The following is a 13,135-nucleotide window of genomic DNA, read 5'->3' as shown; positions in this document are numbered from 1 at the left end:
ACGAGCCGAAGGCGGGCGCCCCGAACCCGGCGGAGTCCGCGGACCCCGCGGGCATGACGGACCCGGCGGACGTGGCGGTCACCGGCGAGACGGCGGGGGAGCGCGAGCAGCACGGCGGCGGGAAGCGCACCGTCGTCCACCTGATGCGGCACGGCGAGGTGGAGAACCCCGAAGGGATCCTCTACGGGCGCCTGCCCGGCTACCACCTCTCCGACCTGGGCCGCCGCATGGCCGAGCGGGTCGCCGAGCACCTGGCCGGGCGCGACATCACCCATGTCGTCGCCTCCCCGCTGGAGCGCGCCCAGGAGACCGCCTCGCCGATCGCCAAGGCCCACGGTCTGGACGTGGCCAGCGACGAGCGGCTGATCGAGGCGGAGAACATCTTCCAGGGCAAGACCTTCGGCGTCGGGGACGGGGCCCTGCGGCGGGTCGCGAACTGGCCGCACCTGCGCAACCCCTTCCGCCCGTCGTGGGGCGAGCCGTACATCGACCAGGTGGTGCGGATGATGGCGGCGCTGGAGGCCGCCCGGGACGCCGCCCGCGGCCACGAGGCGCTGTGCGTCAGCCACCAGCTGCCGATCTGGACGGTGCGCAGCTTCGTCGAACGCCGCCGGCTGTGGCACGACCCGCGCAGGCGGCAGTGCACCCTGGCGTCGCTGACCACCTTCACCTTCGTCGGGGACCGGATCGTCTCGGTCGGCTACAGCGAGCCCGCCCGCGATCTGGTGCCGCCGCACCTGAGGGCCGGGGCGAAGCCGGCCAGGGGGCAGGCGGGGGGCAACGGCCCGGGGTTCGGGGCCTGAGCGGCTCGCGCCGCCGTCCGGCGGGAGGCCGCGGGGCGGTGGCGGAGAGGTCCGCGGCCGTCCGGCGACGCCCGCCTGGTGTGAGGCGGATCACGTCAGGGAGGGGGGAGTTGTCGGGTTATCGCCCGGTGGGGCCTTTTGACGGGGGCGGGGGAACGTCCGCGCGGGGCGCATGGGAAACTTTTCACATGTTTCTTCGCTCCATCGGCTCTCCGGGCCGCTCCCGGCTGTCCGCGGCCGTCACCGCCGCGGTGGCCTGCGCGCTGCTCCTGTCGGGCTGCGGCGGGGACGGCGGTCAGCAGCAGAGCGGCGGTTCCGGCAAGAACTACGTGGAGGGGACGGGCGCGGTCACCAGGGTGAAGCCCGCCGACCGCGAGCCCGCCCCCGAGCTCTCCGGCGAGACGGTCGACGGGGAACGGCTGGACGTCGCCGACTACCGGGGCGAGGTCGTGGTCCTCAACGTCTGGGGATCGTGGTGCCCGCCCTGCCGCGCCGAGATGCCGCATCTGGTGAAGGTGGCCGAGGAGACCGAGGACCAGGGGGTGCGGTTCGTCGGGATCAACACCCGGGACCTCGACCGGGTGCCGGCCCAGCGCTTCGAGGAGGAGTACGAGGTCCCCTACCCCAGCCTCTACGACCCCTCGGGCAAGCTCCTGCTGCGCTTCCCCAAGGGCAGCCTCAACCCGCAGGCCATCCCCTCCACCCTCGTCCTCGACCGGGAGGGGAGGATCGCGGCCCGGGCCCTGAAGCCGCTCGGTGAGGAGGAGCTCCGCTCCATCATCGACCCCCTGGCCAAGGAGAAGTGAGGCGGATGCTCCACCTCGCCTCCGCCACGGGGATCAACGAGACCGTCCTGTCGGGCGGTCTGCTGCTGGCGATCCCCGTCGCGCTGCTGGGCGGGCTGGTGTCGTTCTTCTCCCCGTGCGTCCTGCCGCTCGTCCCCGGCTACCTCTCCTACGTCACGGGAATCGGCGGCGCGGACCTGGCCGAGGCGCGCCGGGGGCGGATGGCGCTCGGCGCCTCTCTGTTCGTCGCGGGCTTCACGGCGGTCTTCGTCTCGGGCGGAGCCCTCTTCGGATACTTCGGCCAGACGCTCCTGGAGCACCAGGAGACGATCAGCCGCGTCCTGGGCGTGGTCCTGATCGCGATGGGCCTGCTCTTCGCGGGCCTGCTGAAGGGGGTCGGGCAGCGCGAGTTCCGCTTCCACCGCAGACCGGCCGTGGGCCTGACCGGCGCCCCCGTGCTCGGCGTGCTCTTCGGCGTCGGCTGGACCCCGTGCCTGGGGCCCACGCTGACCGCCGTCAACGCGCTGGCGCTCAGCGAGGCGAGCGCGGGGCGGGGAGCGCTGCTGACGGTCGCCTACTGCCTGGGCCTGGGGCTGCCGCTGATACTGGCGGCGGTGGCCTTCCGGCGGGCGATCGGCGCCTTCGCCGCGGTCAAGCGGCACTACGCGTGGGTCATGCGGATCGGCGGGGGGATGCTGATCGCGCTGGGGGTCCTGATGCTCACCGGGGTGTGGGACCTGCTGCTGACCGAGATGCGCACCTGGACCGACAGCTTCACCGTAGGGATCTGAGATGCCCACAGCCGATGTCGGGAACGCTCCCGAGAACACCCGGACCGGCGCCGACGAGCAGGAGGCGGGCGGCCGGATCTCCACCGCCCCCCGCGAGGACCCGGGCACCGACGTACCCGCCCTGGGACCGGTGGGCTGGGCCCGCTGGTTCTGGCGGCAGCTCACCTCGATGCGGGTCGCGCTGATCCTGCTCTTCCTGCTCTCGCTCGCCGCCGTGCCCGGCTCGCTGGTCCCGCAGAACAGCGCGAACGCCTTCGCCGTGCGGGACTTCAAGGAGCGCAACGGGACGCTGGCGGAGGTCTACGACAAGCTCCAGCTCTTCGACGTCTACAGCTCGGTGTGGTTCTCCGCGATCTACATCCTGCTGTTCGTCTCGCTCATCGGCTGCATCGTCCCGCGCAGCTGGCAGTTCGTCGGCCAGCTCCGCTCCCGTCCGCCGCGCGCGCCGCGCCGGCTGACCAGGATGCCCGCCCACACCACCTGGCGCACCGACGCCGAGCCGGAGCGGGTGCTCCGGGCGGCGCGGACGCTGCTGCGCGGGCGCCGCTTCCGCACGTCCCTGACCGAGGAGCCCGGCGGGCCGGACGGTTCCGGCGGAGCCGGCGGGTCCGGTCCAGGGGGGTCGGTCGCCGCCGAGAAGGGCTATCTGCGCGAGGCCGGGAACCTCGTCTTCCACGTCTCGCTGATCGTGATGCTGCTCGCCTTCGCGGCGGGGCAGCTGTGGAACTCCGAGGGCGGCAAGCTCGTCGTGGAGGGCGACGGGTTCTCCAACACGCTCGTCCACTACGACGACTTCACCTCCGGCTCGCTGTACGACACCGACGACCTGGACGTCTTCGGCTTCACGCTGGAGGAGTTCCACGCCTCCTTCGAGCGCACCGGCCCGCAGCGCGGCACCGCGCGCACCTTCCGCGCCGACGTCTCGTACTGGGAGGGCACGGACGGCGCGGAGAAGAAGACCTCCATCGAGGTCAACCACCCGCTGAAGGTCGGCGACTCCAAGGTCTTCCTGGTCGGCCACGGCTACGCGCCGGTCGTCACCGTCACCGACGGGCAGGGGAAGACGGCGTACCGGGGCCCGGTGCCGTTCCTGCCGCAGGAGAGCCTGGGCCTGACCTCCACGGGCGTCATCAAGGTCACCGACTACCGGAACAAGGACGGCGAGAAGGAGCAGCTGGGCTTCCAGGGCATCTTCACGCCCACCTACGGGATCGACGCCGAACGCGGCCCGCACTCGACCTTCCCCGAGCTGGACTACCCGGTGCTCTCCCTCAACGCCTTCCACGGCGACCTGGGCGTCAACGCCGGGCTCCCGCAGAACGTCTACCAGCTCGACACCGACAAGATGGAGCAGTTCAGGTCCGAGGACGGCGACCTGTTCCGGGCCGACCTGCGCCCCGGGGAGTCGGTGGAGCTGCCGGACGGCGCGGGCACGCTGACGTTCGACCGCGTCGAGCAGTGGGCCAGCTTCCAGGTCTCCCAGGAGCCCGGGGAGGGCTGGGCGCTGGCCGGGGCCACCGCCGCCGTGCTCGGCCTGGCCGGCTCGCTGTTCGTGCGGCGCCGCAGGGTGTGGGTCCGCGCCCGGCGCGGCGCGGACGGTGTCACCGTGGTGGAGATGGCCGGGCTGGGCCGCAGCGAGTCCGCACGGCTCCCCGAGGAGCTGGGCGACCTGGCCTTCGCCCTCCAGGACGACGCGCCGCCCGCGGCGGATCCGGGTGAGGGGGATCCGGACGGGCAGGACCCGGCTGCCGGGCAGGGCACCGGGGGGAGCACGGGGGGGACCGCAGAAGACGTACCGGCTGCCACCGAGGACGCCGGCCCCTCGTCACGAGGAGAGAACCAGTGAACCCAGTGGACATCGCCGTCGCAGCGAACGAGAGCCTCGCCGAGTTCAGCAACCTGCTGATCAAGTCGGCGATGGCCGTGTACGCCCTGGCCTTCGTCGCGCACATCGTGGAGTGGGTGTTCGGCAGCCGCAGCAAGGTGGCCCGCACGGCCGCCGCGCTGACCACCCCGGGCGCCCAGGGCGCCGGCAGGACCGGGGACCCCGCGAGCGCCGGAGGGAAGGAGGCCGGCAAGGTCTCCGTCACCGTGCGCACCTCCGGCGGCACGGAGGTGCTGGAGCGCCCCAGGGTCGTCACCCGCTCCGCCCCGGGCCGCCGGGCCGGCGTGCCGGACGGTCCGGGCGCGGCCGGCGGCGACGAGCAGGGCGACCTGTACGGCCGGATCGCCGTCTCGCTCACCGTGCTGGCCTTCCTGCTGCACTTCGGCGCGGTGCTCACCCGCGCCCTGTCGGTGCAGCGCGCCCCCTGGGGCAACATGTACGAGTTCTCGACGGCCTTCTCGATGGTCGCCGTCGGCGCCTACCTGGCCTTCCTGGTGGCGAAGAAGAACATCCGCTGGATCGGGCTGCCGCTGGTCACCACCGTGCTGCTCGACCTGGGCCTGGCCATCGTGGTCTTCTACACCGAGAGCGACCAGCTCGTCCCGGCGCTCGACTCGTACTGGATGTGGATCCACGTCTCGCTGGCCATCGTGTGCGGCGCGCTGTTCTACCTCGGCGCGGTCTCCACGCTGCTGTACCTGTTCCGGGACCGCTACGAGGCCAAGCTGGAGGCCGGCGGCAGGCCGGGCGCCATCGCCACCTCCGTGCTGGAGCGGCTGCCCAGCTCCGCGTCGCTGGACGGCTTCGCCTACCGCATCAACGCCGCCGTCTTCCCGTTCTGGACCTTCACCATCATCGCGGGCGCCATCTGGGCCGAGAACGCCTGGGGCCGCTACTGGGGCTGGGACCCCAAGGAGACCTGGTCGTTCATCACCTGGGTCGGCTACGCGGCGTACCTGCACGCCCGTGCCACGGCGGGCTGGAAGGGGCGCAGGGCGGCGTACCTGGCGCTGATCGCCTTCCTGTGCTTCCTGTTCAACTACTACGGCGTCAACATCTTCTTCGACGGCCTGCACTCCTACGGCGGGGTGTGACCGTCCCGCCGTGGTGTGACGCCGTGGTGCGACGCGGGAGCGGACCTCTCAGGAGGCGGCGGGCGGAGTGGTGTCCTCCGGCCCGCCGTTCTCCTTGTCGGCCTCCCTGGCCTTCTTCCGGTCGTCCTTCCGGTCGTCCTTCCGGCCGTGCTCCTCGCCGGGCTCCTGCTCCTGCTTCGGTTCCGGCGCCTCGGGCCGCTGCCGCCCGCGCTCGTTGATCGACTTCAGGAAGTCGGGGTTGTCGTCCGGCGCGACCCAGCGGCGCTCGTCGGGACGGGTGGCGCCGTAGGGCGCGTTCCTGCGCGGCCGCCCGGCCAGGAACCAGGCGATGGGCCCGAACAGCACCGAGCCGAAGAGGACGATGATGAAGACCCACGCCAGCTTCGGCAGCTTGCGGACCTCGTTCTCGGGGGTGTTCAGGCAGTCGATGAAGGCGTAGATCCACACCGCCAGGATCAGAACGGTCGGAAGAAGCCTGAGCATTGGGCAACGCCCCCTGGAAGCGTGTAGTGCGGCAGGTGCCGGACCCTGCGCGGGCCCGTGGTCCGGGGTGCCGGGCCGGAGTCGGAGGAGGCCCCGTGACACGCCCAGGGTAATCGGTGTCGGATACTTGCCCGTATGGCATACGACGATCTCCGCTCGCTGCTGCGGGCCCTGGAGCGCGACGGCGACCTCGTACGGATCAAGACCGAGGTCGATCCCCACCTGGAGGTCGGGGAGATCGTCGACCGGGTCCAGAAGTCCGGCGGCCCGGCGCTCCTGTTCGAGAACGTCAAGGGCTCCGGCATGCCGCTGGCGATGAACGTCTTCGGCACCGACCGCCGCATGCTCAAGTCGCTGGGCCTGTCGTCCTACGACGACATCAGCGAGAAGATCGGCGGACTGCTGCGGCCCGAACTGCCGCACGGCTTCGTCGGGGTGCGCGAGGCGTTCGGCAAGCTGGGCGCTATGACGCACGTACCGCCGAGGAAGGTCAGGGACGCGCCCGTCCAGGAGGTGGTCCTCACCGGCGACGACGTCGACCTGGAGAAGCTGCCCGCGCTGTTCACCTGGCCGAAGGACGGCGGCTCCTTCTTCAACCTGGGCCTGACCCACACCAAGGACCCCGACAGCGGCATCCGCAACCTCGGCCTGTACCGGCTCCAGCGGCACGACAGGCGCACCATCGGGATGCACTGGCAGATCCACAAGGACAGCCGCAACCACTACCAGGTCGCCGCGCGCCGCGGCGAGCGGCTGCCGGTCGCCATCGCCTTCGGCTGCCCGCCCGCCGTCACCTACGCCTCCACCGCGCCGCTTCCGGGCGACATCGACGAGTACCTGTTCGCCGGCTTCCTCCAGGGCAAGCGGGTGGAGATGGTGGACTGCAAGACCGTGCCGCTCCAGGTCCCCGCCCGCGCCGAGGTGGTGCTGGAGGGCTGGCTGGAGCCGGGCAGGATGCTCCCGGAGGGGCCCTTCGGCGACCACACCGGCTTCTACACGCCGCAGGAGGACTTCCCCGCGCTGACCATCGACTGCGTGACGATGCGCAGACGCCCGGTCTTCCAGTCCATCGTCGTGGGCCGCCCGCCGACGGAGGACGGGCCGCTGGGCCGGGCGACGGAACGCTTCTTCCTGCCGCTGCTGAAGATCATCGTCCCGGACATCGTGGACTACCACCTCCCCGAGGCGGGCGGCTTCCACAACTGCGCGATCATCTCGATCGACAAGAAGTACCCCAAGCACGCGCAGAAGGTGATGTCCGCCATCTGGGGCGCGCACATGATGTCGCTGACCAAGCTGATCGTCGTGGTGGACTCCGACTGCGACGTCCACGATCTGCACGAGGTCGCCTGGCGCGCCCTGGGCAACACCGACTACGCCCGCGACCTCCTCCTCACCGAGGGGCCGGTGGACCACCTGGACCACGCCTCCTACCAGCAGTTCTGGGGCGGCAAGGCGGGCATCGACGCCACCGCCAAGTGGCCCGAGGAGGGCTACACGCGCGACGGGGGATGGCCGGACATGGTCCTGTCCGACCCCGACACGGCCGAGAAGGTCAGCCGCCGCTGGCGGGAGTACGGGCTGTGAGCTCCCTCACCGAGGGCGTCGCCGGGCCGCAGCCCGCCCGGCCCGCCGGCAGGGTCAGGGCGTTCCTGCGGCTGGTGATGATCGAGCACTCGGTCTTCGCGCTGCCCTTCGCCTACATCGCCTCGCTCACCGCGATGTTCCTGGACGACGGCACCGTCCACTGGTGGGAGCTGTTCCTCGTCACCGTCGCGATGGTGGGGCTGCGGACCTTCGCGATGGCCGCCAACCGGATCATCGACCGGGAGATCGACGCCCGCAACCCGCGCACCGCGGGGCGCGAGCTGGTCACCGGGGCGCTTTCGGTGCGCACCGCCTGGGCCGGGGCGCTGGCCGCGCTGGCCGCCTTCCTGGGGGCCGCCGCCCTGCTGAACCCGCTGTGCCTGGCGCTCGCGCCCGTCGCCGTGGTGCCGATGGTGGTCTACCCGTACGGGAAGCGGTTCACCGACTTCCCGCACGCCATACTCGGGCTCGCGCAGGCCATGGGGCCCGTGGGCGCCTGGATCGCGGTCACCGGCGCCTGGTCGTGGGATGCGGTGGTCCTGGGCCTCGCGGTGGGCGTGTGGATCGGCGGCTTCGACCTGATCTTCGGCTGCCAGGACGTGGCCGCCGACCGGGCCCACGGAGTGCGGTCCGTCCCCGCCCGATTCGGCATAGCCGCCGCGCTGTACGGGGCCCGCGGCTCCCACGCCGTCACCGTGGCGCTGCTGGCCTGGTACGGAGTGCTGACCGGGGCCGGTGCGCCGTACTGGGCCGGGCTGGCGGTCGTGGTGGCGGCGTTCCTCTACGAGCACTCCATCGTGCGGCCCGGCGACCTGTCCCGGCTGAACCGGGCGTTCTTCACCGTCAACGGCTTCATCGGGATGGCGCTGTTCGGCTGCGTCCTGCTCGACCTGGTGCTGCGCGGCCTGACGGTGTGAGGCGCGGCGGCGGCCCGGCCGGCGGCGCGTCCGGCCGGGCGAGCGGGTCAGGGTATCTGCCGCCGGACCCGCGCGGCCGGTGCCGAGCGGCGGAACCAGAACGCCGCCAGCACCCCGCCGATCAGCCCGAACAGATGGCCCTGCCAGGAGACGCCCTGGGCGGTGGGCAGCACGCCCCACAGGATCGAGCCGTAGAGCAGTACGACCGTGATGCCCACGGTGATGTCGAGTGCGTCCCGGTCGACGAAGCCGCGCACCAGCAGATAGCCGAAGAGGCCGAAGACCACGCCCGAGGCTCCCGCCGTCAGGGAGTTCTCCGGCGCGGTGAGCCAGACGCCGAGGCCGCTGACGACGATGATCGTCAGGCAGACGGCCAGGAAGCGGCCTATCCCGCGGACGGCCGCCAGGAAGCCCAGCACCAGCAGCGGCAGGCTGTTGGCCGCCACGTGGTCCCAGCCGAAGTGCAGGAACGCCGCCGGCACCACGTCGGCCAGCTCCTCCGTCTCGCGCGGCGAGATGCCGTAGGAGTCCAGGGAGTTGCCGGTGGCCACGTCGACGGCCTCCAGCACCCACAGCAGGGCCACCCAGGAAACCATCAGCACACCCGCCGACACGGCCCTGGAGGCGCGTGAGGAGCGGGCCGCCCCGGCCGCAGATCCGTACACCATCCGGTCCCTTCCGTTCGATACCGCAGTCGCAGTCGCCGTCGCTGCCACCGCGGCCGCCGGCCGCGACCGCGGACGGCGCCGTCTTCGGTCTGCCCGTTCCGCCGCCGCGTACATCCTGAGAACGTCACCGAACGTGTCGGGAGTTCCGGGCGGGGGTCCCGGGGGCCGGAGCCTTCACGGCCGCGGCGAGCCCAGCTCCTTGTAGAGCACCGCGGCCATCACGTCCTGGGGGGCCAGCCACCTGGCGCCCTCCGGCGCCTTCACCGGGACCGCCGAACCGGGCGCGAAGGACATGGCGAGGGGGATCTCCACCGGTTCCCCGGCACCCGTCTCCCCGGTGAACTGCGCCAGGTCCACCGTCATTCCCGACAGGACGCCGTCGCGCAGCGTCAGCTCCGCCGTGACCCGCCGCTCCGGCGCCCGCTCCAGCCAGGAGAACCCGATCCCGTCGAAGCGGTCCTCCAGCGGGGCCAGCGTCCGCGCGAGGCCGTCGGCGGCCTCCCGGGCCGGGAGGGTCACCCTGACCCGCTCGGTGCCGTCCGCCCGCCCGGCGTCCCGCAGGACGGCGTGGTCGTCCAGGGCCCGGCGCACCGCGCCGATCACATGGTGCTGGGCCCGCGCGCTCTGCAGGATGTCCACGCTGTTGGCCAGCCGCTGGGCGCGCTCGCCGTACTTGCCGCCCACCGCCCGCGCGAAGTGGTCGAACTCCTCGGGATCGATCTGCACCCACCGGCCCTCGAACATGTCCCGGGCCGCGGCGAGGGAGGGCGGCAGCTCGTCCGCCGAGCGGGCCAGCTCGGCCGCCTGCACCACCGTGTCGCGGCTCCGGTTCGTCTCGTGCGCCAGCCGCGTCCAGTCGGCGCGTACGTAGAAGTCGGCGCCCACCGACTTGTAGGCGGCCACGTCGCGGTTGCCGAAGTTCACGGCCGCGGCCGTGTCGAGCCGGTCCTTCTCGCCGAGGTCCTTCAGCGGCCTGTCCGCGCCGAACACGAGCGCCGTCTCCATCCGGGACAGCAGCAGCGCGTCGGTCCGGGAGACCGCCGGGCCTATGCCCCGCTCGTGGTTGCGCCGCAGGAAGGCGTGTATCTCGTCGGCCGGGGCATCGACGCGCACGGTGACCGACACCGTCTCCCACTCGCCGAGCCTCTCGGCGGACTGGCGGACCCTGGTCTCGGCGTCGGCCCTCCCGGGGCCCCCGCAGGCGGTGGAGGCGGCGATCAGGAGGGCGCAGCCGGCCGCCGCCAGGCCCGCGCGCCCGGTGCGCCCGGCGCACCCCGTGCGCCGGGTGCGTCCTGCGCGCCGGGTGCGCGGGGTGCTGCCGGTGTCCGGGACGTGCCTGGAGTGCTCGACGTGCTCGATGTGCTCGGTGGGCGTGCGGGGCATACGGGACATGCGGCGATCCAACTACTTCGGGGGCGGAGACGGCCAGGGTCCAGGGTGCCCCGGCCGGCGCGGGAGGGCGGTGCGGCGGCCGTTAGGCTCGGTGCCGTGAGTGACAGTGTGCGACGGCCGTGGATCGTCGGTGTGTCCGGGGCGTCCGGAACGCCGTACGCCGCGTCGGTGATCCGCGCGCTGCTCGCGGCGGGCGAGGACGTGGACCTGGTGGTCAGCCGGGCCTCCCGGCTGACCCTGCTGGACGAGACCGGCCACCCCTTCCGCGACGCCCACTGGCGCGAGGACCTGCGGCGCTGGCTGGCCCGGGGAGCGGACGGCACCCCGGACGCGTACGACGTGGCGATCCCCGAACCCGGCCCGGGGACGGGCGAGGAGGCGGGCACCCGCACGGAGACGGGCACGGGGACGGGTACGGACACGGGCGGCGGGACCGTACGGTACTGGCCCGCCGGAGACCTGGCCGCGGGGCCGTCGTCCGGCTCGTACCCGGCCAGGGGCATGATCGTCGTACCGGCCTCCACCGCGTCCGTGGCGGGCATCGCCCTGGGACTGTCCAAGGACCTGCTCCAGCGCACGGCGAGCGTCACGCTCAAGGAGCGCCGCCCGCTGGTCGTCGCCGTGCGCGAGACACCGCTGAACGGCCAGACGCTCAGGCATCTGGTCACCCTGGACGAGGCCGGGGCCGTGGTGCTGCCGGCCTCGCCCGCGTTCTACGCGGGGGCGGCCCACATCCAGGAACTGGTCGACTTCGTCGCCGGCCGTGCGCTGGACGCACTGGGCGTTCCGCACGCTCTCTACCGCCGATGGGAAGGCGAGCTGGGGGGCGCACAGAGGCAGTCGTAGGGCGGCGGGCCCGGATGCCTTAGATTCGATTACGGAAAGCTCTTGCGGTATCCGACAGCCGGACAGCCCGGACGACGGCCCGAACGACGGAAGGCACCAGGACGCATGGACGCGGTGGACAGACAGCTCATCCAGGCGCTGCGCGAGAACGGCAGGGCCTCGTACGCGGAGCTGGGCCGGCTCGTCGGCCTCTCCGGCCCCAGCGTGACCGACCGCATCAACCGGCTGGAGGCGGCCGGCGTCATCACCGGCTACCGCGCGACCGTGGACGCCCCCTCCCTGGGCCTGGGCGTCACCGCCCTGATCGGCATCCAGCTCTCGGACTCGGTGGACCACGAGGACGTGGTGGAGCGGCTGAGGGAGCTGGCGGAGATCGAGGACTGCTGGTTCATCGCCGGGGACGACTCCTTCATGCTGAAGGTCCGCGCCACCGACGTGGACGGCCTGGAGCGGACGATCCGCAGGCTCTCGGGCACCAAGGGCGTCTCGCGGACCCGCACCACCATCGTGCTCTCCACCAAGTGGGAGAACCGGGTCGGCGTACTGCCCGCCGAGGAGGAGTGAGCGCCTCCGCCGTGCGCCCGGGGTACCGCCCGGGCGCGCGGCGGAGCAGGCGTAGGCTCGACGGGTCGCCCGCAGAGGACGGCCCGCAGGACCCGCGACCCCACACAGGAACAAGGAGGCGGCGACGCATGGACGCTGGGCTCAAGCGCGAGCTGGAGGAGAAGGTCCGCGCCGGCGAGCGGCTCAGCCGTGAGGACGGCATCGCCCTGTACGAGTCCGACGACCTGGCCTGGCTGGGCGGCCTCGCCCACGAGGTGCGCACGAGGCTCAACGGCGATGTCGTCTACTTCAACGTCAACCGCCACCTGAACATGACCAACGTGTGCACGGCCTCGTGCGCCTACTGCTCCTTCCAGCGCAAGCCGGGGGAGAAGGACGCGTACACCATGCGCATCGAGGAGGCCGTGCGGCTGGCCAAGGAGATGGAGGGCGACAACCTCACCGAGCTGCACATCGTCAACGGCCTCCACCCCACCCTGCCCTGGCGCTACTACCCGCGCTCGCTGCGGGAGCTGAAGAAGGCGCTGCCGGACGTCTCCCTGAAGGCGTTCACCGCCACCGAGATCCACCACTTCGAGACGATCTCCGGCCTGCCGGCGTCGGAGATCCTCGACGAGCTGATCGACGCCGGTCTGGAGTCGCTCACCGGCGGCGGCGCGGAGATCTTCGACTGGGAGGTGCGGCAGCACATCGTCGACCACCGCACCCACTGGGAGGACTGGTCGCGCATCCACCGCCTCGCCCACTCCAAGGGCCTCAAGACGCCCTGCACCATGCTGTACGGGCACATCGAGGAGCCCCGCCACCGCGTCGACCACGTGCTGCGGCTGCGCGAGCTGCAGGACGAGACCGGCGGCTTCCAGGTATTCATCCCGCTGCGCTACCAGCACGACTTCGTGGACATGAAGGACGGCAAGGTCCGCAACCGGATCCAGTCCCGCACCACCATGGCCACCGGCGCGGAGGCGCTCAAGACGTTCGCGGTCTCGCGGCTGCTGTTCGACAACGTGCCGCACGTGAAGGTGTTCTGGGTGATGCACGGCGTGCAGACCGCCCAGCTCGCCCTCCAGCACGGCGCGGACGACATGGACGGATCGGTGGTCGAGTACAAGATCACCCATGACGCGGACAACTACGGCACCCCCGACAAGCTCACCCGCGAGGACCTGCTGGAGCTGATCCGCGACGCCGGCTTCCGCCCCATCGAGCGCAACACCCGCTACGAGATCGTCCGCGAGTACGACGGCCCGGACCCGGCGCGGCGCGAGTCGCCGCAGCCGATGCGGCTGTGACCCGGCGGCGGACGTGATGCGGAACACA

Annotated in this window: 13 protein-coding genes; 10 read left to right on the top strand and 3 right to left on the bottom strand. The window is 72.2% G+C overall.

The genetic code is table 11. The annotated features are described in order from the left end of the window. Positions 1–143: 143 nt before the first annotated feature. The 5 genes from QPK52_RS10900 (at position 144) to ccsB (ending at position 5,358) form a co-directional block, all read left to right on the top strand. On the top strand, positions 144–803 hold the full coding sequence (locus QPK52_RS10900; protein WP_410540288.1) for a histidine phosphatase family protein: 660 nt from the start codon (positions 144–146) through the stop codon (positions 801–803). 188 nt (positions 804–991) lie between these two features. After that, on the top strand, positions 992–1,609 hold the full coding sequence (locus QPK52_RS10895) for a TlpA family protein disulfide reductase (RefSeq protein ID WP_410537254.1): 618 nt from the start codon (positions 992–994) through the stop codon (positions 1,607–1,609). Between the two features lie 5 nt (positions 1,610–1,614). Beyond that, positions 1,615–2,379, top strand: coding sequence for a cytochrome c biogenesis CcdA family protein (locus QPK52_RS10890; RefSeq protein WP_093660410.1), 765 nt, complete (start codon positions 1,615–1,617; stop codon positions 2,377–2,379). Between the two features lies 1 nt (position 2,380). Further along, on the top strand, positions 2,381–4,225 hold the full coding sequence (locus QPK52_RS10885) for a cytochrome c biogenesis protein ResB (protein ID WP_410537253.1): 1,845 nt from the start codon (positions 2,381–2,383) through the stop codon (positions 4,223–4,225). 5 nt (positions 4,226–4,230) lie between these two features. Next, positions 4,231–5,358, top strand: a complete 1,128-nt coding sequence (gene ccsB, locus QPK52_RS10880) for a c-type cytochrome biogenesis protein CcsB (protein ID WP_410540287.1) — start codon at positions 4,231–4,233, stop codon at positions 5,356–5,358. Positions 5,359–5,406: 48 nt separating this feature from the next. Here the strand turns inward: ccsB and QPK52_RS10875 are convergent, their stop codons facing one another. Beyond that, positions 5,407–5,841 (bottom strand): PLD nuclease N-terminal domain-containing protein, encoded by a 435-nt coding sequence (locus QPK52_RS10875; RefSeq protein WP_410537252.1) that lies wholly within the window; start codon positions 5,839–5,841, stop codon positions 5,407–5,409. A 135-nt stretch (positions 5,842–5,976) separates the two neighbouring features. Here QPK52_RS10875 and QPK52_RS10870 point away from each other — a divergent pair, with 135 nt between their 5' ends. Then, positions 5,977–7,428: a menaquinone biosynthesis decarboxylase gene (locus QPK52_RS10870; protein WP_410537251.1), complete on the top strand. Its 1,452-nt coding sequence runs from the start codon at positions 5,977–5,979 to the stop codon at positions 7,426–7,428. Beyond that, entirely contained in the window at positions 7,425–8,345 is a 921-nt protein-coding gene (mqnP, locus tag QPK52_RS10865; protein WP_410537250.1) for a menaquinone biosynthesis prenyltransferase MqnP, read from the top strand. The genes QPK52_RS10870 and mqnP overlap by 4 nt, the downstream gene beginning before the upstream one ends. Before the next feature lie 47 nt (positions 8,346–8,392). On the opposite strand, the gene QPK52_RS10860 is transcribed toward mqnP, so the two are convergent. Both QPK52_RS10860 and QPK52_RS10855 read right to left on the bottom strand, forming a co-directional pair. Beyond that, positions 8,393–9,013 carry a rhomboid family intramembrane serine protease gene (locus QPK52_RS10860; protein ID WP_410537249.1) on the bottom strand — a complete coding sequence of 207 codons (621 nt, stop codon included), beginning with the start codon at positions 9,011–9,013 and terminating at the stop codon, positions 8,393–8,395. 174 nt (positions 9,014–9,187) lie between these two features. Beyond that, positions 9,188–10,405: a hypothetical protein gene (locus QPK52_RS10855; protein WP_410537248.1), complete on the bottom strand. Its 1,218-nt coding sequence runs from the start codon at positions 10,403–10,405 to the stop codon at positions 9,188–9,190. Positions 10,406–10,501: 96 nt separating this feature from the next. Between QPK52_RS10855 and QPK52_RS10850 the strand changes: the two genes are divergently transcribed. From QPK52_RS10850 to mqnE, 3 genes are all read left to right on the top strand, one after another. Further along, positions 10,502–11,251: a UbiX family flavin prenyltransferase gene (locus tag QPK52_RS10850; protein WP_410537247.1), complete on the top strand. Its 750-nt coding sequence runs from the start codon at positions 10,502–10,504 to the stop codon at positions 11,249–11,251. 105 nt (positions 11,252–11,356) lie between these two features. Then, the gene (locus QPK52_RS10845; RefSeq protein ID WP_093660428.1) at positions 11,357–11,815 is read left to right on the top strand and encodes an Lrp/AsnC family transcriptional regulator; all 459 of its coding nucleotides are present in this window, start codon (positions 11,357–11,359) and stop codon (positions 11,813–11,815) included. A gap of 128 nt (positions 11,816–11,943) precedes the next feature. Further along, positions 11,944–13,107, top strand: coding sequence for an aminofutalosine synthase MqnE (mqnE, locus tag QPK52_RS10840; RefSeq protein ID WP_410537246.1), 1,164 nt, complete (start codon positions 11,944–11,946; stop codon positions 13,105–13,107). Positions 13,108–13,135: the final 28 nt, after the last annotated feature.

Source organism: Streptomyces sp. KL2 (genome assembly GCF_046529545.1).
Taxonomy (GTDB): Bacteria; Actinomycetota; Actinomycetes; order Streptomycetales; family Streptomycetaceae; genus Streptomyces; species Streptomyces radiopugnans.
This window is presented reverse-complemented; position numbering and strand designations above follow the sequence as displayed.

What these genes read in the sequence shown, in the direction of transcription:
- QPK52_RS10900 (WP_410540288.1), top strand. Translation starts at nt 144, where the DNA reads ATGCGGCACGGCGAGGTGGAGAACCCCGAAGGGATCCTCTACGGGCGC.
- QPK52_RS10895 (WP_410537254.1), top strand. Translation starts at nt 992, where the DNA reads ATGTTTCTTCGCTCCATCGGCTCTCCGGGCCGCTCCCGGCTGTCCGCG.
- QPK52_RS10890 (WP_093660410.1), top strand. Translation starts at nt 1,615, where the DNA reads ATGCTCCACCTCGCCTCCGCCACGGGGATCAACGAGACCGTCCTGTCG.
- QPK52_RS10885 (WP_410537253.1), top strand. Translation starts at nt 2,381, where the DNA reads ATGCCCACAGCCGATGTCGGGAACGCTCCCGAGAACACCCGGACCGGC.
- QPK52_RS10875 (WP_410537252.1), bottom strand. Translation starts at nt 5,841, where the DNA reads ATGCTCAGGCTTCTTCCGACCGTTCTGATCCTGGCGGTGTGGATCTAC.
- QPK52_RS10870 (WP_410537251.1), top strand. Translation starts at nt 5,977, where the DNA reads ATGGCATACGACGATCTCCGCTCGCTGCTGCGGGCCCTGGAGCGCGAC.
- QPK52_RS10860 (WP_410537249.1), bottom strand. Translation starts at nt 9,013, where the DNA reads ATGGTGTACGGATCTGCGGCCGGGGCGGCCCGCTCCTCACGCGCCTCC.
- QPK52_RS10855 (WP_410537248.1), bottom strand. Translation starts at nt 10,405, where the DNA reads ATGTCCCGTATGCCCCGCACGCCCACCGAGCACATCGAGCACGTCGAG.
- QPK52_RS10845 (WP_093660428.1), top strand. Translation starts at nt 11,357, where the DNA reads ATGGACGCGGTGGACAGACAGCTCATCCAGGCGCTGCGCGAGAACGGC.
- mqnE (WP_410537246.1), top strand. Translation starts at nt 11,944, where the DNA reads ATGGACGCTGGGCTCAAGCGCGAGCTGGAGGAGAAGGTCCGCGCCGGC.